This is a genomic window from Dokdonella sp. (assembly GCF_041395345.1).
In the GTDB taxonomy this organism is placed as follows: domain Bacteria; phylum Pseudomonadota; class Gammaproteobacteria; order Xanthomonadales; family Rhodanobacteraceae; genus Dokdonella.
The window spans coordinates 157,876-182,480 of record NZ_JAWLAR010000010.1 but is presented as its reverse complement, the minus strand read 5'-3'; the positions used below and the strand labels follow the sequence as shown (position 1 = coordinate 182,480).

16 protein-coding genes are annotated in these 24,605 nt (G+C 60.0%); 9 read left to right on the top strand and 7 right to left on the bottom strand.

Translation table 11 applies throughout. From position 1 onward, the window contains the following. Positions 1-112: 112 nt before the first annotated feature. Genes R3F00_RS10995 through R3F00_RS10985 form a run of 3 tightly spaced genes read right to left on the bottom strand, consistent with a single transcriptional unit; the run spans position 113 to position 4,734 of the window. Complete coding sequence (locus R3F00_RS10995) at positions 113-967, bottom strand: MBL fold metallo-hydrolase (protein WP_371281828.1); 855 nt, start codon at positions 965-967, stop codon at positions 113-115. A 51-nt stretch (positions 968-1,018) separates the two neighbouring features. Beyond that, positions 1,019-2,764 (bottom strand): amidohydrolase family protein, encoded by a 1,746-nt coding sequence (locus tag R3F00_RS10990; RefSeq protein ID WP_371281827.1) that lies wholly within the window; start codon positions 2,762-2,764, stop codon positions 1,019-1,021. After that, a complete protein-coding gene (locus R3F00_RS10985) occupies positions 2,764-4,734 on the bottom strand; it encodes a serine hydrolase (protein ID WP_371281826.1) in 1,971 nt (656 codons plus the stop codon). Before R3F00_RS10985 ends, R3F00_RS10990 begins: the two co-directional genes overlap by 1 nt. 106 nt (positions 4,735-4,840) lie before the next feature. On the opposite strand from R3F00_RS10985, the gene R3F00_RS10980 reads away from it, so the two are divergent. After that, positions 4,841-5,560: a histidine phosphatase family protein gene (locus R3F00_RS10980; protein ID WP_371281825.1), complete on the top strand. Its 720-nt coding sequence runs from the start codon at positions 4,841-4,843 to the stop codon at positions 5,558-5,560. 66 nt (positions 5,561-5,626) lie between these two features. Here the strand turns inward: R3F00_RS10980 and R3F00_RS10975 are convergent, their stop codons facing one another. Beyond that, on the bottom strand, positions 5,627-7,360 hold the full coding sequence (locus R3F00_RS10975; RefSeq protein WP_371281824.1) for a hypothetical protein: 1,734 nt from the start codon (positions 7,358-7,360) through the stop codon (positions 5,627-5,629). 207 nt (positions 7,361-7,567) lie between these two features. On the opposite strand from R3F00_RS10975, the gene R3F00_RS10970 reads away from it, so the two are divergent. From R3F00_RS10970 to R3F00_RS10940, 7 genes are all read left to right on the top strand, one after another. After that, complete coding sequence (locus R3F00_RS10970) at positions 7,568-9,082, top strand: M20/M25/M40 family metallo-hydrolase (protein ID WP_371281823.1); 1,515 nt, start codon at positions 7,568-7,570, stop codon at positions 9,080-9,082. Positions 9,083-9,236: 154 nt separating this feature from the next. Next, positions 9,237-9,713, top strand: coding sequence for a DUF1456 family protein (locus tag R3F00_RS10965; RefSeq protein WP_371281822.1), 477 nt, complete (start codon positions 9,237-9,239; stop codon positions 9,711-9,713). Between the two features lie 253 nt (positions 9,714-9,966). Beyond that, complete coding sequence (locus R3F00_RS10960) at positions 9,967-11,460, top strand: tail fiber domain-containing protein (RefSeq protein WP_371281821.1); 1,494 nt, start codon at positions 9,967-9,969, stop codon at positions 11,458-11,460. 10 nt (positions 11,461-11,470) lie between these two features. Continuing rightward, positions 11,471-14,197 (top strand): Ig-like domain repeat protein, encoded by a 2,727-nt coding sequence (locus tag R3F00_RS10955; protein ID WP_371281820.1) that lies wholly within the window; start codon positions 11,471-11,473, stop codon positions 14,195-14,197. A 67-nt stretch (positions 14,198-14,264) separates the two neighbouring features. Next, on the top strand, positions 14,265-15,863 hold the full coding sequence (locus tag R3F00_RS10950) for a CRTAC1 family protein (RefSeq protein ID WP_371281819.1): 1,599 nt from the start codon (positions 14,265-14,267) through the stop codon (positions 15,861-15,863). A 430-nt stretch (positions 15,864-16,293) separates the two neighbouring features. Next, entirely contained in the window at positions 16,294-16,731 is a 438-nt protein-coding gene (locus R3F00_RS10945) for a hypothetical protein (RefSeq protein WP_371281818.1), read from the top strand. A gap of 1,587 nt (positions 16,732-18,318) precedes the next feature. Then, entirely contained in the window at positions 18,319-18,624 is a 306-nt protein-coding gene (locus tag R3F00_RS10940; RefSeq protein ID WP_371281817.1) for a hypothetical protein, read from the top strand. 1,025 nt (positions 18,625-19,649) lie between these two features. Here R3F00_RS10940 and R3F00_RS10935 read toward each other — a convergent pair. From R3F00_RS10935 to R3F00_RS10925, 3 genes are read right to left on the bottom strand one after another with little or no spacing between them, the layout of a single operon-like run. Next, positions 19,650-20,189, bottom strand: coding sequence for a hypothetical protein (locus R3F00_RS10935; RefSeq protein WP_371281816.1), 540 nt, complete (start codon positions 20,187-20,189; stop codon positions 19,650-19,652). Between the two features lie 5 nt (positions 20,190-20,194). After that, positions 20,195-21,523: an NTP/NDP exchange transporter gene (locus tag R3F00_RS10930; protein WP_371281814.1), complete on the bottom strand. Its 1,329-nt coding sequence runs from the start codon at positions 21,521-21,523 to the stop codon at positions 20,195-20,197. 35 nt (positions 21,524-21,558) lie between these two features. After that, positions 21,559-22,725: a D-2-hydroxyacid dehydrogenase gene (locus tag R3F00_RS10925; RefSeq protein WP_371281813.1), complete on the bottom strand. Its 1,167-nt coding sequence runs from the start codon at positions 22,723-22,725 to the stop codon at positions 21,559-21,561. Between the two features lie 456 nt (positions 22,726-23,181). On the opposite strand from R3F00_RS10925, the gene R3F00_RS10920 reads away from it, so the two are divergent. After that, positions 23,182-24,576, top strand: coding sequence for an aspartate aminotransferase family protein (locus R3F00_RS10920; protein WP_371281812.1), 1,395 nt, complete (start codon positions 23,182-23,184; stop codon positions 24,574-24,576). The last annotated feature ends 29 nt before the right edge of the window (positions 24,577-24,605 follow it).

Here is a 24,605-nt window from a genome sequence, read left to right as displayed (position 1 = left end):
ATTGAGGGTCGATTTCGTTGCAGCGAACAATCGCAGGACGCGCGAGCCGGGGTCCGTTGAGAGTCAACCTGACCAAGGCAATCCGTCGATTTTCTTGCGCGGCTTCCACGATTCAGTCTGAACGATTTGCGCCCGCTGGATGATTCGTATCGAGCTGTCTGATTTCGCCAGGATCCGTGAATACGTCGCCTCCCAATTGCTTTCGCAGTTCGTCGCCGTGACCGGTGGCCGAGGCCGGTACGTGGATTCCGATGACCTGATCGGCATTGAAATAGCGCGCGATGATCGCTTTCCCGGCTTCGTTGCCGAGAAACCAGTAGGGTGGGAATGCGGCGGCCGCGCGACGCTTGGCGAAATGCACGGCGTGGCGCTGGAAATCAGCCTCCACCGGCCCTGCATCACCGAAGTGGACAACTGTGGTCTTGTCGTCGAGGGTGACCCGCCAAGAAAGATTCTGAATGTCGGCACGTGAGGGCCCGCCAGCATGGGGAATCGAGACGACTTCGATCTGCAGATCCTTGAGCTTGTAGCTCCTGGCCGAGTCGCCCGGCGCGATGTCTGCGACAATAATGCGCTTGAGCAGAGAGTCGCTGTCGCCGACCTCTGCAACGATGGCCTCGTAGGTCTGGCGTGATGCATACATCGGAATCTTCTCGTGCGCACGCATGAAGGCGACTGCCGGGGCGGCTGTGAAGTGATCGCCGTGGACATGCGAGACAAAGACTGCATCAATGCCGTCATACGGTGGCGTGCCCGCAAGCAGCGCGGCACGGATCGAATCCGGAACGAGCGTGTACTGGCCGTAGCTGTCCGCGTAGAACGCGTCGAAGATCACCTTTGTGGCGCCACGTTCAACCAGTACGCCTTCATTGCCGACGTAGTGGGCGTGGGCAGCAGACTCGTGTGCCAGCAGCTGGCCAGGGGATGCGGCGAATACAAGCACGCCTATCAGGATTCTATGCAACAAGGTCAATAGGTCTCTCGACAGTTCTCATTCAAGGCAGCGCACACTCGTCGCCTACTCGGAAGCTGTATTCCAGCCCGTCCAGCCCGGACCGCGTATGACCTGTCCGGGCTTGGCACCCGTGTGCTTTCCATTTTCAAGTACCTGCACGCCGTTGACGAACACATCGCTGACGCCGGTCGCGAGTTGCATCGGCTTTTCATAGGTGGAGTGATCCATGATCGTGTCGGGATCGAAAATCACGATGTCGGCGTAGCAGCCCTCGGCAAGACAGCCACGGTCACGCAGCTTCCAGTTCGCTGCCGGCATGCCGGTCAGGCGATGGATACCCTGTTCCAGCGACATGAGCTTCCTGTCGCGCACATAGTGGCCGAGAAAGCGCGCGAAATTGCCGTAAGCGCGCGGATGGGTGCTTGATTTGAGGAATATGCCTTCGGGCGCAGAGGATTCGGCGTCGGATCCGAGTGTTGTCCAGGGTTGGGACAATCCCAGTTCTACGTTGTCCTCGCTCATCAGGAAGTAGGCGGTGTCGACGTGCGAGTCATCCTCGATGATCAGGTCGATGATGGTGTCTTCCGCGCTGCTGCCGCGCTCGCTGCTGACCTCGGCCAGGGTCTTGCCGATCAGCGGTTTCATCGCTTCGCTGCGAAAGCCGATGAAGAGCACGCGCGAGTCGTCGCCGGCGAGAAGGCGCAGGTTTTCCCACTCGTCGCTGGGCTGGCCGATCTCCTTGATGACTTTCTCGCGCACGGCCGGGTCCTTCAGGCGTGCGATCATCGCCTCGTGGCCACCGGCCTGGACCCAGGGCGGCAAGGCCGCGGTCAGGCCGGTCGCTCCAGCCGTGTACGCATACATGTTTGCTGCAATGTCGACGCCATCGGCGCGCGCGCTGTTGATCTTGTCGATAGCCTCGGCCATCTTCGGCCAATTGCCTTCTCCGGCTGCCTTCAGGTGATAGGCCTCCGTGTGTTTGCCGGTTGCCGTCGCGATGGCAATCGTTTCGTCCAGGGCCTGCGCAAGTTGATTGGCCTCGCTGCGCATATGGGCGACATAGCCGCCGCCCGTTTCAGCGGCAGCAGATGCTAGCGCGATGAGCTCGGGTGTTTCGGCGAAGAAAGCGGGCGGATAAATCAGGGAGGCGCCGACACCGAGCGCGCCTTCGGCCATGGCCGCGCGCACGAGATCCTGCATTTGATGTAGCTGGGCGTCGTCGGGATCGACGTTGTCTTCGCCCAGCACGTTGATGCGAACCGTGGTGGCGCCGACGAATGAAGCCACGTTGGGTGTGACGCCGCGAGCCTGGAGGTAGTCGAGGTACTCGCCGAGCGTGGTCCATTCGATCTCGTACTTGATGTCGCCCTGCTGCTTGACCGCGTCCACTTTCATGGCTTCGCTGAGCGGGCCCATCGACCAGCCTTCACCGAAAATTTCGGTGGTCACCCCCTGTCGGGTATCGCTGAGGCCCCTGCCGTCGGCGATCAGGCTGTCAACCGCCCAGCTCAGGACGTTGATGAAGCCTGGCGCGACCGCTTGTCCCTGTGCGTCGATCTCCCTGTAGGTCTCGACCTTGCTGGCACGCGGGAGCAGGGCGGCGATTCGGCCATCCAGAATGGCCACGTCCAGATCCTGTGCGGGTGCGCCGGACCCGTCAAAGACCCGACCATTGCGGATCACGATGTCGTACCGGACTGCCGGACTGGACGTCGCAGTTTCCGCTGCCGGATCGGACTTGTTGCAGCCTGCAAGCGGAAATGCGAGCAGGATCGCGGCAAGCAGAAGACGGGCAGTTGAGTTGTGCATCACAGTTTCCATGGCAGCAGATTCCAGTTCCAGAGCAGGAATGCTCCGATTGAAAAAGCGAGGACGGCCAGTGTATGGCGCAGCTTGCGCCAGAAGCCCCAATCCTTGGCCTTCCATGCCGATCCAAGCAGGTACACGCTGATGAGACTGGCCAGAATGACAGGCACGGCTGCCCAGGCGATGAAGCGGACAATGGGGCTCGGGAAATCGTAGAAGAGCTCGGTATTGTCGGCCTCTATCAGGGTGAGTCCGGCGCCGAGGATGACGATCCAGAGGAACGCCGTGAAATACAGCCAGCGTGCGCTGAAGCGTGCGCGGGGCTGATCGCGGATCCTGCGCTTCCGGCGCAGCCATGCCCCGGTGAGTACGAATAGGGCAATGATGCCAATCACGCCCAGCACATTCACCGCGGTAGGGAGCACGTCCCACGGGCGAACGCGGTCGTAGACGACGTGCCCCTTGGCATTGGCAAACCCCACGATTCGATTGTCGGCATCGACAAGGAAGGTGATGTATCCCGGTCCCTCGGCTTCGCGAAAACTCAGGTCGCCATCCGGAACGTAGCGTGACGTGCTTCCTTCGCCTGAAATGACCAGTGCGCCGTCCGGCGCCGCTGCAACTTGCAGCGTCGAGGACAGGAACAGTTTTTCAATGCTGCTGTAATTGCTGCGCTCACTGTTGTAGCTGCCGATGAACCGGCTGGCATCGAGGGTTTCCGGCGCGGTGGTCGGAGGCTCGCTTCTCGCCTCGGGAAAATAGCGCTGCAGAACAAGCCCGGGAAACTCGCCAGCGAAGCGGCGACCGGTTTCGGTATTGGTGGAGATGAAAACGCCGAGGCCCAGTTCCGGAATCAGCTGCATCGAGGAGTGAAACCAGAGTGTTGCGCCACCGTGTCCATAGAGGTCGAGGCTGCCGATTCTGCTGGCAAAGAATCCCCAGGAGAATCCGGTGACCTCGGGCGCATTGCGGAACTGAGGCGTGGAGTAGATGCGCTCCAGCACGGACGGTGCGAGTATTTGTGCGCCATCGATGCTTCCAGCATCGAGCAGCATGCGCATGTAGCGGCCCATGTCGCTGGCCGTGCTGGACGCGCCACCCACCGGCGCAATGTGCGCGATGTGTTCGAATGTCTGTGCGCTGTAGCCACCCCCGCCGCGTTTGAAGCCCTCCGACCAGAGTCCTTCGAAGGCGGTTCCTGCATTGCGTGGATCATCCTTGCCCAGCGGCTCGCGAAAGGTGGTGTGCTGCATGCCTGTTGGCTGCAGCAGTCGAGACTCGACGAGGGTTTCGAAACTCTTGCCGGATACCTGCTCCAGGATGACGCCGAGCAGGGCCAGCGAGTAGTTTGAATAGACCGCATGGGTTCCAGGCTGGCGAACGCGGGCGGGTCGGTGCAGACGCACGTATTCCTGGAGACTCGACACATCCTCGGGGTTCTTCACGAACAGGTGACCCATCGCCGAGTCTTCATAGCCGGCAGTGTGGGTAAACAAGTGACGCACCAGCACCGGTGCGAGTCCGTCATCAGGCAGTTGCAGGTCCGGTGGCAGGTAGTTGTTGACCGGTGCATTGATCTCGAGACGCCCGTCATCGACCATTTGCAGGGCGAGCAGGTAGGTGAATGTCTTGGAAATCGAGCCGATCCGGAACAAGGACGATTTCGGATCAACCCCTTTTCGCGGCGACTGCGCGGCAATTCCGTAGCCGCGCAGCAACAAGGGGCCCTGCCGATCAACGATTGCGACGGTCACGCCGGCGAGATGATCGCTTTGCATGGCGGCATCGACCAGCCCGTCGACATATGCCGCCAGATCAAGGGTATCGATGGCGCGCACAGGCTCGGGCGGCAGGTCGGCGGGCGCGTCCTGTTCGACAGGCTCTGCCGTGGCCGGGGCAATCGTGTCGATGGCAGGAGCCACACGGGTCGAGAGCAGCAGCGCAATCAGGACGCAAGCCAGCATGAGGCGCATCGGCGATCTCCGCGGAGGGTGACTCGATTAGATCACAGCCCTTTCGATTATGCCTATCGAGGCCTGGCGTCGGGCAATTTGCCGTCGCTTGGGTGATACTGGGCCAATGAACAGATCACTATTTTTCTCGTTGCTACTCTTCGTCTCCGCCCCCGTTCTGGCCGAGAACGCCCCTGCTGCCGCCGCACGAACGATCTTCGTGGTCCGACACGGACACTACTCGCCGGATCCCGCAGCCGATGAGAAGCTGGGACCGGGTCTGTCGGCGCTGGGTGTCGCGCAGGCTCGATTGGTCGGCGGACGTCTGCCGGGCATGGCAGACCACTTCGACGCACTCTATTCCAGCCCGATGCAGCGGGCCATGGATACGGCGGCCAGCATTTCGGAGACGTTTCCGGGGCGCAAGTTCACGATTGTCGATGACCTTGCCGAGTGCACGCCCCCGACCCGGCGTGCCGAGATCATGGCCGATGGCAAGCCGGAAGAGTTTGCGGCCTGCAAGGCGCAGCTCGATCGACTGTTTGCCACGTACTTCAAGCCGGCTTCGGGTGCAGAGCGGACTGAACTCTTCGTCTGCCACGGCAACGTGACGCGCTATCTGGTCACGCGTGCGCTCGGTGTCGACACCGACGCCTGGCTGGAGATGTCGGTGGGGCATGCCAGCATCACACGCATTCGTGTCGAGGCTGATGGCCGCTTCAAGGTCATTTCGGTGGGCGATGTCGGTCATTTGCCGACAACCATGCTCACCGGCGCTACCGGCGACGAAGACCGCAGCCTGGCCATCCCGGCGCTGCCGGTGTCGGCGCCAACCGTTGTCGAGTAGATCCGGGCTGGTCGCGGGTCACCCTGATAGCCGAATCTCGCTTGGGGATTTCGGCCATCCAGAGGTTCAATCGTCGAAGCCGTCCTGGAAGAGGATGTCGTTGTAGCGAATATCCAGGATGGGCTTTGCGTTGCCGAGTACTTCAACAAGGCCGCGGTGGACGATGGCGCTGCCGTGTACCTGATGGACATCGACGCTGCCATCTTCGCGGATGGATTCCTGCCAATGCAGGGTGGGGCGTTGCTCCGCCGTTGCCGGTGCAGTGGCATCGCCGTCATTGAACTCGACGCGATTGACCCCCGCGTCAATGCTGCTGAATTCGAGCCGAAACTGGGTGATGCCGTCGCGATCGATGGCAGCCAGCGCCGCGGCATTGAGATCTATCCGAAGCGCATAATATTGCTGGTCGGCCGATCCGACGAAGCAACCGGCGTCTGACACCTCGGCGGCAGCGGTCGCATCGCTGATCTCGACTTCCGGCAGTCCGAAGGAAGCCGCGACGTCGAGCCTGGGCGCGCCAAGATTGCCGGTGACGAACGGGTTGGAGCCGCTTCGGTCTTGCTGGATCAAAAACAGGCTTGCCGACTCGATGTTTTCGCCGGGCGGAATGGCGCTGGTGTCGAACGAGACTATGCCGTGAATCAGTCGGGTGCCGTCATCGCCGATGATGACGGCCTGCGTACCGGCCGAGACGCCGTCGCTCCAGCCATCCAGCTCGCCACCCAATGATTCCAGTGTCTGCGAAACCGTGCCTCGAAATTTCGGGAAGAGGTAGCTCTCTGTCTGTACAGCCACCTTGTACAGGTAGGCTTCGGCGTCAAGGTGGATCGGATCTGCGTCTATGCCATTGGGCCGGCGAAAATTCTCGCGCAGGCTCGGGCGATTCGGATTGCCGGCCGGGAATGGCAGGTAGTCCGGTGCGGACTGTCCCGGCCGCGGCAGGATTCCGGCTGCGGTGACGCCATCTCCGTAGTAGTAGTGCATTTCGCCGACGCCGTGATCGAAGAACAGGCGTGAATCGGAGTTTGTCCAGGCGATTCGCCGCGACTCGATGTTGAGCATCATTCCATTGAGCTCGGCGTCGGTGATCAGGTCGTTGTCCGGATCCCGGCTCAGGTCGCGTCGCTTGGGACATGCATAGACGAAACACCAGAAGCCGACATTGAAGTTCGGATACTCATAGCTCGAAAGCAGTACGTCGACCTGCGGATGCGCCGAAGTGATGGCATTGGCAATCGTCGTGCTGTCGTCCAGCAGGCGCGTGAAGAACGCCTCTTCGGAGCCTGCGACGTCCAGATCCATGTCCTTGTACCAGCCGCCACCGGATTTTCCGGCGAGTACGTCATTGCCGCCAATACTGAGCATGACGGTGTCGATGGTCGGCAATGCCTGGAGCTCTGCATTGACGTTGGCGATCCATGGATAGCTTGCCGTGTCGACCCATTCACGTGCTTCGCTTCCGGAAACGGCGTACTCGAATCCGATGTGACCAGGCCCCGGATTCGAACCCAGCGAGCGACTGACGGCGCGCCGGTCGGCCATACCGAATTTGTCGAATATCTCGTTGTGAGCATCGTCGTCCCACATGTACTGGGCCCAGCTGTCGCCGGCCAGAAGTACGCGCGGTGTTGGCGTGGTCGAACTGCAGGCTCCTGCCATGTAGGACGGGCGCGCAGGGCGGACAAGTTGCCCCTGGTAGTTCCAGGGGTAGGGGCCGTGCACGGGCTGGCTCGCATCCGGTCCCGCGGTACGGGGATTCTCGGCGGCGTGCAGCGGATGCAGTGCACACAGCGCAGCCAACGTCAGCAATCTCCAACTTGCCTGAAAGGCTGCTTGCATGGTTTCCGGGTTCGACGAGTTCGGTGGCGACATCATACTGACTGTTTCGAAAGGCCGAGTCCAATGTGATCAAGGTCGCCAAGGGCCCCGAGGAAGCGACAATCCTGCGCGTCACTTGGCGTAGACTTCGGGAAGTTGCCAATGAATGCTCTCAAGGAGATTCGATAGATGAAAACCATGGTTCCCGGAATCCGCCATTGCTTCAGTGGACATTGGCTTGCAGTTGCCGCACTCGTGTTCGCATGCCATCCGGTGGTTGCGGCCAAGCCACCCCTCGACGCAATCAACAAGGTTGTCATCAGCCAGCACGATGCATCGATCAAGCGCCTGCAAGACTGGATTGCATTGCCTTCGATCGCTGCCGAGGATCTCAATTCCAGCGAGGGTGCCGATTACATGGCCAGGCTGGCCCGAGAGGCCGGATTCCAGACGGTCGAGATCATCCAGACAAGCGGCAAGCCCGGAGTTTTCGCAACGCTCGACGCGGGCGCGAAGAAAACGGTCGGGCTCTATTTCATGTATGACGTGAAGCAGTTCGATCCGGCCGAATGGAGTTCGCCGCCCCTGGAAGCGCGCATCATTGAACGGCCAGGTGTCGGCAAGGTGATGATGGGACGCGGCGCCGTCAATCAGAAAGGACCGCAGTCGGCCTTGCTTGCTGCGTTGCATGCCATTCGCGATGCGAACGAGAGCGTTCCGGTCAACCTGGTCCTGGTTGCTGAAGGCGAAGAGGAAATCGGATCACCGCATATCGGCGAGCTGGTCCTGAATCCGAAAGTAAAGGCAGCGCTGGGCAAGACCATCGGGGTATTCATGCCCTCGGCCAGCCAGAGTCTTGATGGCCAGGTCAGGGTCAGCCTTGGAGCCAAGGGGGTAGTCGAACTCGAGCTCGTTGCCAGTGGCGAGAAGTGGGGGCGCGGTCCGGCCAAGGATATTCATTCCTCGCTGAAGGCCATGGTCGACAGTCCGAGCTGGCATCTGATCAAGGCGCTCAACACGCTGGTCTCCGACGATGGCAATACCATCACGATCGACAACTATCCGGTGGCACCCCCGATCAGCGCCGAGGACAGGGCGATGGTTGCAGCTGCGACTGCAAGGAGCAGCGAAGAGACATTCAAGAAGCAGATTGGCGTCAAGCACTGGATCGACGATCTCGACTGGCAGGCGGCAAACGAGCGGCTGGTTTCTCAACCTACGGTCAACATCGAGGGGCTGTTCGGTGGCTATACCGGGCCGGGTGGCAAGACCGTTCTTCCGCACAAGGCTGTTGCGAAGATCGACATGCGGCTGGTTCCCGGAATGAAGATGGAGGACGCTGTCTCGGCATTGAAGGCGCATCTGGCCAAGCGCGGTTTCGGCGACATCGAAGTCAATGTCAGTGGTGGCTACGACCCCACCAGCACCCGCGCCGATTCGGAATTGATCCAGGCGCAAATGCGCGTACTGAAGGGCGCCGGGCTGGATCCGGTGATGTGGCCACGCAATGCCGGCTCCTATCCGGGCTTCGTCTTCACCGAGGCGCCACTCAGCCTGGCTTCGGGCCATTTTGGCCTGGGGCATGGCAGCGGCGCGCATGCTCCGGATGAATATTTCCTGATCGAATCCAGCAATCCTGCAGTCAGGGGCTACGACGGTGCGGTGCTGTCGTACGTGGAATATCTCTACGAGTTGGCAAGATAGCGTTTCGCGGCGCCAGTTGTCGGAGCCTCGCTCCTCAGGAAATCGGGCCCTTGCGGCAAGCACGGGCCCTGATCAGTAGTCTGACCCGGTTGAATGTCCATTCAATGCGAAGGCGGGTCTTCACTCTTCGCCAGATTCAATCAGAGGCTTGCAGATGATCAACAACGACGTGCTTCGCAGTATTCGCTACATGCTGGATCTTGCTGACAGCAAGGTTGTCGAGATTGCCAAGCTGCCCAATCCGGATTTGCGGCTGAGTCTGGATGAGCTGAAGGCGATGCTTGTCAAGGAGGGCGACGAGTACCGCACCGAATGCAGTGATGTGGTACTTGCACACTTTCTTGACGGCTTGATCATTCATCTCCGTGGCCGCGATGAGCGACTGCCAGCGCGTCCGGTGGAAAAACGCGTGACCAACAATGTCGTATTGAAGAAGCTGCGCGTTGCCTTCGAATTGAAAGACGAGGACATGCATCAGATCTTTGCCGATGCAGACTTCCCGGTCACCAGGCCCGAGTTGTCAGCACTGTTTCGCCAACCCGGCCACAAGCACTATCGGAACTGTGGTGACCAGATGCTGCGCAATTTCTTGAGGGGTCTGACGATGCGCCTGCGAGGCGAAAAGGCCTGAATCGGTCAGTGGGACCGGCGCCAGGCTGTCTGTCATGCCTCGAAGACTCGCGCTTCAACATTCGCCGGAGTGGCGATTGCCTTCATGGCTGAGCCGGCATGGGGGCTGATTTGCGTGTGTTCCGTACTTTGATATCCGTCACAAAACGGCTACTCTGCACGGACAGGGGAGCACATGCGATGGTAGGGGCGGTTCATGGTCGCCTTCGGGGGTGCCCCCTTTCTGAAAGCTTGATTCGATTGGGGAATCCGATATGCGTGCACTGATGCTGTCTCTCACGATGACTCTGTTCTGTCTGCCGATGGCGCAGAATGCAACCGCCCAGAATGGGCCTGGCTATCAGTGGGAGCGTCCGCAAGGCGCCGCTGGGGCCACGCTGCGGTTAAGCGGCCCGCGCGGTATCAAGCAGTTCAGTTTTGCTGCCGGTCAGGCCGTCAGCATCAATGCCTCTTCGTTGACCGGTGACGGCGTCTACCGATGGGAGCTGGTCTTTGCGCCGGCGGTTTCGGCAAGCCTGCTGGCCCAGGCCGAGCAGTTGCGTGAGGCCGGGGACAATTCATTGCCAGCGGGTTGGCCACCAGCGCTGCCAACCCAAAACGGCATTCTGCTCGTCCAGGCCGGACAGTTCGCTTTGCTCGATCTGGAGGAGGTCGACCCCGACCAGCCTCCGGTTGATCCCGGTGACAGCGGCGAGGTCCCTTTCGACCAGGTCATTGCCGATGACCTGATCGTGCAGGGCAGCGAGTGCGTGGGCATGGACTGCGTAAACAACGAAAATTTCGGCGCAGATACGATTCGCCTGAAAGAAAACAATCTTCGCATCAACTTTGAAGACACCAGCAATAGTGCCAGTTTTCCTACCAATGACTGGCGCATCGTCGCCAATGACGCGGACAATGGTGGCGACAGCTATCTGGCGTTCGAGGACAGCACCGCAGGTCGCATGCCCTTCAAGGTCGAGGCGGGAGCGCCTGCCAACTCCGTGCTGGTAGAAAACACAGGATTTGTCGGATTCGGGACAGCAGATCCGACCGCTCTGCTACATGCCGTCGACGGAAACACGCCCACACTCCGGCTGGATCAGAACGCCAGTGATGGGTTTTCGCCGCAGATCTGGGACGTGGCCGGCAATGAGGCCAATTTCTTTGTTCGCGACGTGACCAATAGCTCGCGCCTTCCATTTCGTATAGACCCAGGCGCGCCCACCTCGAGCATTCATGTCGAAGCGACCGGCAATGTCGGAGTAGGCATCGCCAACTCGACCGCGGCACTGCACATTCGGCGGGCCAACGGCTTTACGGAGGGTCTGATCCTGGCCGATGCGGCCGACGATGGCGACCCGCTCACCGAAGAGCGCCGTCTCTCCCTCGACAACAGCGGCAATCTTTTCGTGGGCGGCACGATTACCCAGCTCTCCAGCCGCCACAGCAAGGAAAACCTGGTCACCGTCGCCGGCTCGGCGCTGCTGGCACAGTTGCGCGATCTCAATCTGTTTACCTGGAACTACCGCATCTCGGATGCGAACGACCGGCACATGGGTCCGGTGGCAGAGGACTTCTATCGAGCGTTTGGTCTCGGCAAGGACGAGCGCAGCGTGGCACCGGCCGACATGGCAGGCGTTGCGCTTGCCGCAAGCCAGGCCCTGACCATAGAGATCGAGCAGCGCGACAAGCACATCTCGGAGCTCGAGGCGCGCATTGCGAAGCTGGAGGCGGCACTGGAGCATATCGCCAGCGCGAAGAACTGAGGAGTACGCCATGACGATCCTGAGTCGTGCGCTGCTCCTGCTGGGCCTGTTCGCGAGTGCCAGCGTCCAGGCGCAGCTGACGGCGCTAACCTATGACCGCGCCAGCGCGAGTGCCATTGTTGCGGATGCCGATGCAGCCACGGCCAGCCTCGGCAATCTTGGCGGTGGAAGTGCCGGGTGCTGCGTCCTCGGTGCAGCGGCCAATGCATTCGATCCCTTCAGTCAGACCGTTTACGCGTTCGGCCCGGATCCGGCCGATGCCGCTGCGGCCTGGCAACTGCATGCCTTCAGTGCGTTGTCGGGCGCTGCCTTGCCCGATGTGACCCTCGGTCAGACCGGGCGCATCATCGGTGCAGCCTTTGAGCAGGTTCCACCCAGGCTTCTGGCCTTGCGCGCCAATGCAACAGGCGATATCGACCTCGTTGCAGTGGACACGACCAGCGGTGCGCTGAGTGTGCTCAACGCCGGCATCACCGACTGTTGTGCGGCGACGCCGAACGCGGTCGCCTATTCGGGTGGCGTGGTCTATCTGTCGGCCCGCCTGCGTTCGGGAAGTGCGCCGACACTGTTCGGATTTCCGGTCGACGGCAGCGCCGTGACCAGCGTTGCGACAGCAGCTCCATTGACGGTACTGAATGCCGATCCCGACAGCGGGTTGCTGTATGGCATAGAGCAAACAGTGAGCGCCCCGCCGCTTGCCGCGAGCCTGGATTTCGTTCTGGTCGATCCCGTGACCGGACTGTTCTCGCAACTGGGTGCCAGCCTGACCGAATGCTGCGCGATCGCCCCCGATATCGGCGCAATCAGCGCCGGCAGCCTGACCGTTGTTGCGCAGGCCGTGGGCTCGAGCGGCTATTCGTTCCTCAGTTTCGACCTGGTCACGGGCGCCTCCAGCTTCAGCAGTGCGACCATCGACAGCAATCGCATCATCAACGGCTTGTTCGATGGCGCCAAGGGACTGGATGCGACTACGACAACGATCACCTCGATCGTTCCGTCTCCCTCGCAGATTGGCCAGAACTACATGGTCAACGTCAGCGTTACTTCGGTCAGCGGTCCCGTCACCGGCAATGTCATGGTCGACGACGGGCTGGGTGGTACCTGCATGTTTGCGCTGCCGGCCGCAGGTTGCATGCTTGCCGGTACGGCGCTTGGCCCGCTGACCATCACGGCCACCTACGTCGGCCAGGGCAGCTTTATCGGCAGCAGCGATACGGCTCCGCACTCCGTGATCCAGGCGACTTCGACCACCAGCATCACCAGTATCGTGCCGGCCGGGTCTGCCGCGATCGGTCAGCCGTACACCGTCAACGTCAGCGTGCTTGGTTTTGGCCCGCCGACTGGATCGGTCAACGTCGACGATGGCGCGGGTGCCATGTGCACCGTCGTGCTGCCGGCCGGAAGTTGCGTGCTGACTTCGACGACGATCGGGCCAAAGACGATTTCTGCCGGCTACCTCGGTGATGTCAACAACACGCCGAGCAGCACGACGGCCGCGTATCTGATCACGCCAGCGGCCTCGACCACGACGATCACTTCGATCGTGCCGCCAACGTCTTCAACCGTCGGTCAGCCTTATACGGTCAATGTGTCGGTCACCGGCTTCGGTACTCCGACCGGGACGGTCTCGCTGGATGACGGGGCAGGGGCCACTTGCAATTTTGCCCTTCCGGCGACCAGCTGCGTGCTGACCTCGACGATCGGGGGTGCGAAGACCCTCACGGCCAGCTACTCGGGCGATGCACAAAACTCGCCCAGTAGTGGCAACGCGCCCTATCTGATCGATCCGGCACCGAGCACGACGGCTTATGTTTCTGTCGTGCCCAATACACCCGTTGCCGGCAGCGCCTACGCCGTGACTGTGCAAGTCACCGGGTTCGGCACGCCGACTGGCACAGTGACGATCGACGATGGCAATGGCGATACTTGTGTGGTCACGTTGCCAGCGGCAAGCTGCAATCTCAATTCGACAATTGCCGGAACGCTGACCCTGACGGCGAACTATTCAGGTGACGTGAACAACGAGCCATCCTCCGCCGCGTTGATCATTACGGTTTCGCAGGCGGCCACGAGTACGGCGCTCACGGCGAATCCGGACCCGGCCATCGTCGGCATGCCCGTGCAGCTCAGCGCAACGGTCAGTCAGCCCGTTGCCGTGGGCGTGACCCTGGGAGGAAGTGTCGATTTTCTCGACGCAGGCAACCCGATTGCCGGCTGCACGGCGGTCCCGCTCGTGGCAGGGGTTGCGCAATGCTCGACAAGTTTCACCCCGGCCGGAACGCGCAATCTCAGTGCGAACTACCTGGGTGATGCCAACAATCTGGCTTCAAGCGCAGCGCTGGATTTGCTGGTCGATCTGGTTCCGACCACGACGACATTGCTGGTCACGCCAGCCCAGGTGTTGCGCAATGCGGATGTGCGTCTCGATATCACCGTTACCGGCGGTGTCGCACCGCTTTCCGGCACAGTCAGCGTAACCATCAACGGCGCACCGATAGCGGAATGCCAGTCGCTTGCTCTTGCAGTCGACAGCACCAGCTGCATGTTCAGACCGCAACTCTCGGGTCAGTTCACTCTGGTGGCAACGTATTCCGGCGATGTCGATGATGGCGCCTCCAGCGGCACGGCCGGGTTGTCGGTTGGTTTCGTCGAGTTGCCGGTGGGTGGTCGGTGGATGATCCTGTTGCTCGCGGCCGGTCTGCTGCTGATTGGCACGCGCGCGACGAGACGGCGCTAGGCTTCAGGTTGCGACGGGAATGTTTGCAGGTCGCTCCTCTTATGGCCACTCGAATCCGCCGCGCCAAATGGCGCGGCGGAGTGTTCTACTGCTCACTCTGGCGAGTGCGTTTGCGCCTTTCGCGTGGGCGAATGCCGGTTCGCCTGCCTGGCACTTCACCGATGTGACTGCGGCCGCCGGTGCCAGTGCGCAATTTCGATTCGAATTCGGCTACACGCAAACGCGCGACATGATGCCCGCCGGTGTTGCTGCCGGTGATATCGACAACGACGGGGATATCGATCTTGTCGTTCCACAGGGCGACTATCTGCCATTGCGCCTCCTGCGCAATCGTGGCGATGGAAGTTTCGAGAGTGCAGCCGCCCAGCACGGTCTGAATCTGTTCGGCGATGTTGCGGCAGGCGCGATGCTTGCCGATCTCGACGGCAACGGCTTCCTGGACCTGGTCCTGACCGGCATCCGCGGCTTTGGTATCCGCCTCTACCTCAACAACGCAGGACAATTTTCCGAGGCGACCCTCTCGTGGGGACTCAGCACGGCCGTCATGGATTCCTATTCCGCCGCCGCAGCGGATGTCGATGGCGACGGAAGGCTTGATCTCGCCGTCAGTCACTGGGACAACACCAACTCCTGGCCGGGACACGCGGGCCATCTCTGGAAGAACAACGGCACATCCTTTTCGGACATCAGTACGAGCGCGGGTCTGGGCGTATTGCAGTCTTCGCTGGACCTGAGCTTCACGCCCATCCTTGCCGACATGGACGGCGATCATCTGCCGGATCTGATGATGGCTTCGGACTTTCTCACCACCCGCGCTTTCCGCAATCTTGGGAATGGTCAATTCACGGCCTGGGATGACAGCCAGTTTGATGACGAGAATGGCATGGGCGCCGACGTTGGAGACTTCGACAACGACGGCGATCTCGACTGGTTCGTGAGTTCGATCTACGACCCGGCCGGGATTCCGATCGCCGGTCAGGGCATCACCGGCAACCGGCTCTATCGCAACGATGGGGCAGGCGTGTTCACCGATGTCAGCGAGTCGGCAGGAGTCCGCCAGGGCTTCTGGGGCTGGGGCAGCTGCATGGCTGATTTCAATCTAGACGGCTGGCTCGATATCTTTCACGTGAACGGGATGCCGTTCCAGTCGCATCCCGTGTTCGGATCGGATCCTGCGCGCCTGTTCGTCAACCAGGGCAATGGCACCTTCACGGAACAGTCTGTCGCACTGGGCGTTGCCGATACGGGACAGGGCCGTGCCGTGGCCTGTTTCGATCATGACCGCGACGGTGACATCGACATCTATCTGGTCAACAACGAAGGCGTGGCACACCTCTTCAGGAACGACATCGACGTTTCGCAAAAGGGACTCGGCGTTGCGCTGCGGCAGCCAGGTCCGAATTCACAGGCAGTCGGTGCAGAACTTCGGCTTCGCCTTGGCAATGCCGTGCTGTACCAGGTCATGCTCGCAGGGCGCGGATTCCAGGCATCCAGTCCGACCGAAGCGCACTTCGGTTTAGGCACGTCGAGCCATGCCGATACGCTGGATATCCGTTGGCCGGACGGACGCACGACACGAATCAGCTACCCTGCGGCGCAGGGTTTGCTGGTCATCGGCGATCCAGACATGATATTCGGTCAGTCGATGGATGGTCCTGCACCCTGAGTCGTTGCAATCGCCTGAGGGCAAAAACTGGCAGCGCATTCGAGGAAAGTATGCCCGTTTCGTAATCCTCGCTCGCCAGTAGCCAGTTCTGATGGTGGGCTCGTTTGCACCGGAACCCCGCAGAATGTGAATCGGATTTCGATGTACGGCTACTCAGCGTGTTGGGTCAGCGCCCAACAATTCTGCGACATCATGCAGGGCAGAAAATATCCCCAGATTAGACCGTTGGATTAGACCGCGCGATGGACGGAAGGCGATGATTCTTATAGAAAATAGCCTACAGCTTTTGCTTAGTTTTCCATGTTAGGCTGTGGAAATAGACCCCATTTTTGGACCGAATTGGTATTAGAGGGCGCGTATGAGAATCGTAATACTTATAGTGCTGTGGATATTGCTTTGCGCATGCACGCAAGAACCTACGAAGCTGTCCGTGCCTGTCAGCGCCCAATCAGTCGAGCGCTTTCCAATATTTGGTGGCCGTGCATTTCAAACGCAGTTCACACTACATGCCGCTTATCCTTTGACTCCGGCGCTTGATTACTACAAAGCCCATATCGGCAAACCTTGGTCGTATTGTGAATGGAGCGGCCCTGAGTGGGAGAATTTTGTAGATGCTCAAGGTGACCCGCCCTTTGCCGTGCACCAACAGCTACACATGTGGGTAAACCGAGAAGCACAGCGCGAAATCATGCTCTCGATGCGGTATGAATCGGATAAGAACGCAAACAAACCTGACAGTGACGTTCAGAACATTCTTCTAGTCGAGTACATGAAAAGCAACGTTTCCGACACCATCAAGCGTCTCAAGCTTCGCTGCGCAAGCGGTGAGGGTTCTGCCCTCGAACTGATCGTCCAAGCCGACCGCTGACGCGGCGGCTTAACTCTGGTGTTAGGTCTCAGAGATGCGTTACGGTTTGCTTCCACTGCTTGCTCTTCCCGGAATACTTTCCGGTGCGACGAGTGATGCACCTGGTCGCGTTCGTGCAGAGCTTCAAGCCGTTGCTGGTCCAGAGTCCACTGCCTGTGGCGAGGTGCCGCTCCGGGTCAAGCGATCTGAGGCGGCGGCTTGTGCACGCCATGCGATGAAAACTGGCAAGGCCTTCTGGGTAGCCTTCCAAGTCCAAGGAACAGACTCGCACCTGTGGGAGGGTGCCGCTGGCGATGGTCGCGGAGGCTATTGGATGATTCTGCATGATTCCGACGTCACTGGAGGTAGCGGCGGCGATGCAATGTACTGGCTCTGGCAGTGCAAGCGCCTTGAGCTCAAGCGCTTCAGCGAGTCTGTCGTAAAGTGCACCACAGATCCAGCTGAGACCTAACTACGCATTAGAGCGGACCGATGGGACAGGCCTTCGAGTTTCCTGAGATGATGTCAGCCATCGGCCGCTCTATGTGGCGTTAGATTTTGCTCATCATGCGTCTAGGCGTAGTCCAAATGTCACTTCTGGCAGGTGCTGGAGTACTCCAGGCAATACTCATTGCTCGCTAAGGAATTCAGTACGGTTGGGTGGCGGGCGAATCTAACGCCGAGATTCTTGCGGTTTCCTTGCTTATCCTACTTTCACCAGTCATTCTAGGTTTGTTGCTTTTGGCAATGACCTATAACGGTAAGGTTCCTCCGCTCCGCAACGGTGAGTGGTTAATCTCGGCCGCATTTGTCGGTGCAATAGGAGCGTTGGCTGCCATAGGTTCCGGGCACAATGCTTTCACTATTCTGTTCGTCTGTGGCGTTATTCAAATGGTTCTTGTTGTTGTGGCGTGGGTGTCCTGCTATCGCAAAATCTAGCTTGTCAATCAAACCGACCGCTGACGCGGCGGCTTATCTCCGGTGTTGTGCTGCAGAGGCCTTATGCATCTTGAACAAATGCGTGTGACGAGCAAATCGCTTCCCCAAGTGGCATTTCCACTGGAGGTCCGGTCTGCTCGAATCTGGCACTACAACTTCAAATCTTTGGAGCAAATTTCAGCGCTTCAAAACTTGCACACGCTCGTCGTGGCTACATGGCCAGACATGTCCTTCATGCCCCTGGCGCCACTGAAGAGCCTCAAGTATCTATCGGTACAGCATTTTCCGAAGGTGGCAGAGTTGTTACCCATAGCAGGCCTCAAACGCTTGGAGACCTTGTGCTTATCGTCGTTACCGAGCTGGGATGCTTCCGGCAAGACGCTCTTGGTAAATTCGCTAGAACCCATAGCGCAACTTCCAAGTCTTAAGCACCTTGAGCTTCTTGGTGTGCGCACTTCTGATCGCACGCTTCCTCAGCGCGTGAAGTCAATGGTTCTTCAGTCTGCTCGGTTCTCTAAGTATCGAAAGTCAGAGATAGAAAGGTTCTATGCAGCTACAGGTGCATCGGATGCATTTGCTCCTCAGCCTACTTTCGAGGCAACACAACTACACAATCGATCCGACCGCTAACGCGGCGGCTTATTTCCGGTGTTAGGTGCCTATCCAACAATGCTGCATCGCATCTTCCATTCCATACTCTTTTCTCTTCTCTTGAATGGGTGCGCTGCATCCCACCGCAACGCTCACAGCCCGCAGCTATCCGAGAAGGAGGTTGTAGCAATTGCCAACCAAGCGGCCCAGGATTCGGGAGCGGATCTCTCGCAGTTCCTGACGCCAGAGGCACATTTCGAGTATGTTGCCAAAGACTTCACTTGGGCAGTGTTCTACAGAGGCGTAGAGCCAGCCATTGGCAATCATTTTCTAGTGGTAGTAAATGACCGCACCGGTGCCGCACAATTGTCGGGCGGGCTGTAAAAGGCGCCTAACTGGGCGTTCAACGCGACCGTTGTGTGGTGCCGCAAAAATCCAGCCGCCTCGCGCGGCGCGTTAACTTCGGTGTTAGCTCCCACATGAAAGCTCTCCTGATCTGCATCGCCCTCGGTCTGACGAGCACTATAGCAACCGCCAAGTGCTTAATGCCGGTCTATGAGGTAACTGGGCTGGTAGCAACGGAGACGGGGGAGCCGGCGGCGGGCATCAACGTAGGCGTGGCCTGGGTGGAGCGAGGTTATGCCCGTGGCCCTGCACTCGCTCAAACGGATGCAGCCGGTCGATACACCGTACGATTCAGATTCAATACCTACACCAAACGCTCGCGGCTAAGAGGAGATGTTTGTAATGGCCGTCTCGAGCGTGTTTCGGTTGGGGTCGCTGCACCAGCAGATTCGCTAGTCGTGAATGCCTGCGTCGGCTCCGCATACATGGTTGAGGTTCCACGCTTGCGGCTTGGAGTGTCGCATTGGGAAGGCCTGGACCCTCCGGCGTGTGGGAGCTAACTATGTATTCAAGCCGACCGTCTAGGAGGTTACGTGTTCCATCCACAGCCCGTCGCGCGGCGGCGGCCTAACACGGTGTTAGGCCTAATGGAACGTTCTGCCGTCAATTCATACACTGCAGCAGGCGCCTGCCTGGGCTTGCTCTTCGGTATATGGGTGTCGAACGCATTGATGGGAGCCAATAGTCTTGGGCCGCAATTCACGCTGTCCGCACTTCTCGCCATGCCGATTACTGCAGTAAGTTGGTGGGCGATCTCTCGCCGGTATAGAATTGCCAGCAACCGCGAGAGAATGTTCTACGCTGTTTCGGGATGGATCGTAATGTTTGCTTGTGCGGCGGTTCTGGTAGTGGGTACGTCCGCGGTTTTCCCCAAATTGCCTGCGGCCTAACTATTCCGTAAGAGCCTTCGACGGTTCCCTCGGTTTAGTGGATGCCATGACGTCGGGGCTCATGAACTAGATCTGCTTGCTTGCTGGCTTTCGGCGGGTCGCTGTTGGTGGCAATCAGTAGTTCTTGAGTCTCGCGCACGCGGCTCGCAGCAACAGACGGGAATACAGCTTGTGGAATCCGAGCAGCAGGCGGAAGCCCGTTCCCATGGATGCCTTGCCTGTAACGGGGTCTATTCGCGGTACTACCGCAGACCCGAAATAGAGTCGGGTCGACGGCTCTTTCTGCTCGAGGTCCCTGACGCTCATTAGCCAGGATCGGGTGCGTCCCGTGAAATCGCAGAGCATCAGTTGATTGCTGCTTCTGTCTTCGACTCTCCATGCTGCAAAATGGTCTCGTGTGCCGCGACCGAGTTCGATCGCCTCCTCATCGCTGGAAGGTTTCGCGGCGGCGAGTTTCAGAATCAGGCGTTCCAGCTTGAACAACCAGGTCGTATAGAAGGCTGCCACGAATTCTGCATGCTCGACGTCGCCACTGACAGCGGCAGCAAAGCAGTCCGTGTAGCTGCCATCAACAAGGTAGCGCCCCAGTAGCGCATCGGCTGGCTGATCGACGGGGCGGGCAGGTTCAAGAACCCTGCGTTTCGCGGCCGCCATGTGCGTCACGACTCTGCGGGCAGCAGCGGTTCGTCCGCCTGTTTCTGCCGATATCGATGGCCAAGCCAGAGCGACAGGCCCAGCCAGGCAGCGGCAAGCGGTACTGCCGCGAAGGCGATGCCCGCGATGCCCATGCCGAGCCAGATCAATACTCCGTTGGTCCAGGCACCGATCTGGTCGCCAAGTCGATACACCACCGTGTCGATGAAATTCTTGGCCTTGTATTTTTCACCACGCGAAAGCGGTACATAGAGTGCTTCACGCGCGGGTCGAGAGAAAGCGAAGTTGGTCACTCGCCGTGCAACCGTGAAGATGACGACCGCGGCAAGGATGGGCGCCAGGCCCAGGCCGATGAAGCCGATGATTGAAATCAGTGGCAACGCGGCGAGCGTCAGGCCGACGCCGATGCGTGCCATCAGGCGTCCGGTCAGAAATACCTGGAGAATCAGGGTGAGACTGTTGACCCAGATGTCGACATTGGCGAAGTAGGCGGTTTGAGCGACCCGACCATCGATGGTGTTGTCGACTATTTGCGCCTGCAGGAAATAGAGGAAGGTTGAGCCAATCGTGTACAGCAGCATGTAGCCGCTTACACCGAGCAGGTAGGGCGACCGCAGGGCCAGCTTGAAGCCGTCCACCGCGCTGCCGCCGATGATTGCTTCGCCGGAAGGGCCGGTTGCAGAGGCTGACTCGGCCTCGGAAACGCGTTTGCGGGTGATCGCGAACATGCACCAGAGCGCTACCTCGAGCATGACCAGCGAAATCAGCAGGAGCGACGGCGCGCCCAGAACTTCAACCAGAAAGCTCGTCGCCACGCCACCCATCAACGCGCCGAGCGTGCCCCCGGCAGCAATCACGCCATAAAGGCGACGAGAGGATTCCGACTTGAACACATCCGCCATCACCGCCCAGAAGAGTGAAACGGCGAACAGGTTGAAGACGCTGACCCAGATGAAGAATGCGCGACCCACCCAGACCTGGTTTGCTTCAGGCAGGCTGACCAGGGCCAGGTAGAAGAAAACCAGGCACGCCATCAGGGCCCGGTAGCTCCAGGTCACGAAGCGCTTGCGTGGCCAGCGTGAAACCATGGCCGAAAACAGCGGGCTGACCACGAGCATCGCGATCAGGGTTCCGGTGAACAGCCACGGCAGATTCTTCACCCCACCCGCAACACCCATCTGGTCGCGTATCGGCCGCAGGATGAAGTAGCTGGCCATGACCAGAAAAAAGTAGAGTGCCGATAGGGCCAGGACGAGGCGTTCGTCCCGATGCACGCCGGCAAGAACTTGCATGACACTGGGGCGCTCGGCGCGACCGCTTGTTTCTTGGGTCATCTTTGATGGGCTCTACGGAAAAGAGAATCGACGGGTCAGTATCCGCGCTCAATATCTACCACGTTGAGCAGGGGTTCGCCGGCCACATAACGGCGCAGGTTTTCGGTGACAAGTATGACGTAGCGATCACCTTGCACGGCGGACACGGAGGCGACGTGCGGGGTGATGATGACATTGCCCATCTGCCAGAGCGGACTGTCTTTCGGCAATGGTTCCGGGTCGGTGACATCAAGACCGGCACCGGCCAGGCGCTTGCCGCGCAATGCCTCGACCAGATCATCGGTAACCACGCTGCGACCACGGCCGATGTTGACGAAATAGCCGCCGGGCTTCATGGCCGCAAAGAAGGCGCGATTGAAGATGCCGGTCGTGGCAGGCGTCAACGGCGTGGCATTCACGACGACATCGGCTTCTGCAGCAAGTGCCAGCAATTCGTCAGCCAGTCCGACTTTCGCCACGAACTCCGGGCCCTCGCGACTGCTGTTGCGTGTAGCAATGACGCGCATGCCGATGCCATGCGCACGCCGTGCCACTTCAGTGCCAATGCCGCCGAGGCCAACCACGAGCATCGTCTGGCCGGTCAGCTCGCGCATTTCGATAGTGTCGATGTCGTCGGCCCAGTCCGCCTTCATTTGCAGACGTTCGTATTGGGGCAATCCGCGTGCCAGTGACATGGTCATGGCCATGGCATGTTCGGCGATAGGCACGGCGCTGGTGCGTTGCGCATTGGAGATCACGATGCCGCGTTCGTCGAGTCCCGGCACGGATATGCAGCGCTCCACTCCGACCCACCAGGTCTGGATCCAGCGCAGTGAGGGTGCTGCGGCCAATGTCTCCGCATTGCACAGGCCAATGACGGCCTGCGTCGTTGCCAATTGCTTTGCCAGCGCTTCCCCTTCGGCTGCCGGCAGTATTTCCACGCCGGGGGCCGCGGCTTGCAGTTGCTTGAGCAGTTCGGGATTGCTGCGAGTCACGACGACCCGAGAAGGCTTCTTCCAGCCAGGCAAGTCGCGCGAGGCGACCGGCGATTCCTTGAGCCCGAGTTGTTCGATCAATGCTGTCGCGCGCGGATCCGGCGGCGGTCCCTTGGCCAGGGCCAGCCCGGGAGCAAGCATTGCCAGCAGGAGCAGTCCCAAGATGGCCGGAGTACGGCAGGGCGCCTTTATTAGTGCTAGTGAAGGGTACGCTGTGTATTGAGCCATTTGGATCTCCTGCACCAGAAATTTCCATGCTGTGGGGGACAGTTTCGAATCCAGCCTGCAAGTTTGAATCCGCTCATGCGCTTCGCGCCCAATCCCGCTTGCTCCAGATCAGAACGATTCTGGCAATGCCTGGACTGGCGCCGGTCACGAGGACAGCCTTCTGTGTTGTTGCAGCTTCGGCAGAAGATTGCGCCGGACTGTCGTGGACCGGCAGGACGAGAACGAAATTCAGCAGGCCGAAATGGCGCGAATGTCTTATCGAGGCAGTTACCCATGGATGTTGTCAGGAACGAATGTAGATGAGCATACAGCAAGCCGAGCCCGCCGCGGATTCGTTCCAGGGCATCTGGTTGCCTGGCGTCGGCTGTCCGAATGTGCCGGCATTGAATGTAGAATTCCAGCCTGATTCAAGGTGGACCGTTTGCGGTCCGCAGATTCTTCGAGAGGTAGGGCATCATGTCTCGTGAAACCCGTGATCCTGTGCTTGAGAAGGCGCGCTCACACGCCCTGGCTTATCTGGATGGACTGGCTCGACGTCATGTCGGAGTCACGCTGGGTCGCGACGCACTTCTGGCCCAACTTCGTACGCCCCTGCCAGCGCAGGGCGAAGACGCAGGATCGGTCATCGATCTGCTTGCGAGCCAGGCCGAGGGCGGCATTACCGCCTGCAGTTCCCCGCGCTATTTCGGCTTCGTGATCGGCGGCACCTATCCGGTCGCACTGGCAGCCGACTGGCTCGTATCGAGCTGGGATCAGAATGCCGGTATCCACGCGATCTCGCCCTTGTCCGCGATTGTCGAGGAAGTCGCTGCCGAATGGATACTCGAGTTGTTCGACTTGCCGCGCGAAGCCTCGGTCGGGTTCGTCACCGGATGCCAGATGGCTCACTTCACCTGTCTGGCTGCAGCCCGACACGGCGTATTGCGCCGGGTCGGCTGTGACGTCGAAGTCGAAGGCCTGGCCGGGTCACCACGGGTGAATCTGGTGGTTGCTGCCGAGGCCCATGTCACCATCGATGTTGCCATGCGCTATCTCGGCTTCGGCACGCGTGCACTGCTGCGCGTGGAGTCCGATGATCAGGGTCGAATGCGCGCGGACAAGTTGCGCGAGCTGGTCTCGACGCTGGAGGGACCGACGATCATCTGCGCACAGACCGGCAACGTGAACACCGGCGCCTGCGATCCGTTGCGCGAGATCGCGGCGATTGCCCGCGAAGCAGGTGCGTGGCTGCATGTCGATTGCGCGTTCGGCCTCTGGGCACGGGCAAGCAAGTCGCTTGCGGCGCTGGCGGATGGCATCGAGCTGGCCGATTCCTGGGCCACTGACGCGCACAAGTGGCTTAATGTTCCCTACGACAGTGGCCTGGCTATTGTCCGTCATTCGGCCGACCACCGTGCGGCGATGACCTCATCGGCCGCCTATCTGATCCAGACCCAGGGTGTGGATCGCGATTCAGTTGACTGGGTGCCGGAGTTTTCGCGCCGGGCCAGGGCGATTCCGGTCTACGCAACGCTGCGAGCGCTGGGTCGCCTGGGTGTCGAGGATCTGATTGATCGCTGCTGCGCACGGGCGCGTCAGATGGCGGACCTTCTGGCAGCCGAGAAGGGCGTGCAGATCCTCAACGACGTCGTGCTCAATCAGGCCCTGGTCCGCTTTGGCGATGACGATGCAATGACGCACGCCGTCGTTGCCGGCGTGCAGAAGGAGGGCACTTGCTGGCTGAGTGGCACGACCTGGCACGGCAGGGCAGCGATGCGGATATCCGTTTCGAACTGGGCTACCTCGGAACAGGATGCCGAAATGAGTGTAGCTGCGATCATCAAGGTCTACCGCGGACTCCAGCGCGCCTGATGCAGGTGCGCAGGATCAATCCCCGGGCT

Bases quoted from the DNA above. Each gene is read 5' to 3' on its own strand.
- R3F00_RS10950 (WP_371281819.1), top strand. From the start codon at position 14,265: ATGGCGCGGCGGAGTGTTCTACTGCTCACTCTGGCGAGTGCGTTTGCG.
- R3F00_RS10990 (WP_371281827.1), bottom strand. From the start codon at position 2,764: ATGCACAACTCAACTGCCCGTCTTCTGCTTGCCGCGATCCTGCTCGCA.
- R3F00_RS10985 (WP_371281826.1), bottom strand. From the start codon at position 4,734: ATGCGCCTCATGCTGGCTTGCGTCCTGATTGCGCTGCTGCTCTCGACC.
- R3F00_RS10980 (WP_371281825.1), top strand. From the start codon at position 4,841: ATGAACAGATCACTATTTTTCTCGTTGCTACTCTTCGTCTCCGCCCCC.
- R3F00_RS10965 (WP_371281822.1), top strand. From the start codon at position 9,237: ATGATCAACAACGACGTGCTTCGCAGTATTCGCTACATGCTGGATCTT.
- R3F00_RS10960 (WP_371281821.1), top strand. From the start codon at position 9,967: ATGCGTGCACTGATGCTGTCTCTCACGATGACTCTGTTCTGTCTGCCG.
- R3F00_RS10930 (WP_371281814.1), bottom strand. From the start codon at position 21,523: ATGACCCAAGAAACAAGCGGTCGCGCCGAGCGCCCCAGTGTCATGCAA.
- R3F00_RS10970 (WP_371281823.1), top strand. From the start codon at position 7,568: ATGAAAACCATGGTTCCCGGAATCCGCCATTGCTTCAGTGGACATTGG.
- R3F00_RS10940 (WP_371281817.1), top strand. From the start codon at position 18,319: ATGCTGCATCGCATCTTCCATTCCATACTCTTTTCTCTTCTCTTGAAT.
- R3F00_RS10920 (WP_371281812.1), top strand. From the start codon at position 23,182: ATGTCTCGTGAAACCCGTGATCCTGTGCTTGAGAAGGCGCGCTCACAC.
- R3F00_RS10935 (WP_371281816.1), bottom strand. From the start codon at position 20,189: ATGGCGGCCGCGAAACGCAGGGTTCTTGAACCTGCCCGCCCCGTCGAT.
- R3F00_RS10955 (WP_371281820.1), top strand. From the start codon at position 11,471: ATGACGATCCTGAGTCGTGCGCTGCTCCTGCTGGGCCTGTTCGCGAGT.
- R3F00_RS10925 (WP_371281813.1), bottom strand. From the start codon at position 22,725: ATGGCTCAATACACAGCGTACCCTTCACTAGCACTAATAAAGGCGCCC.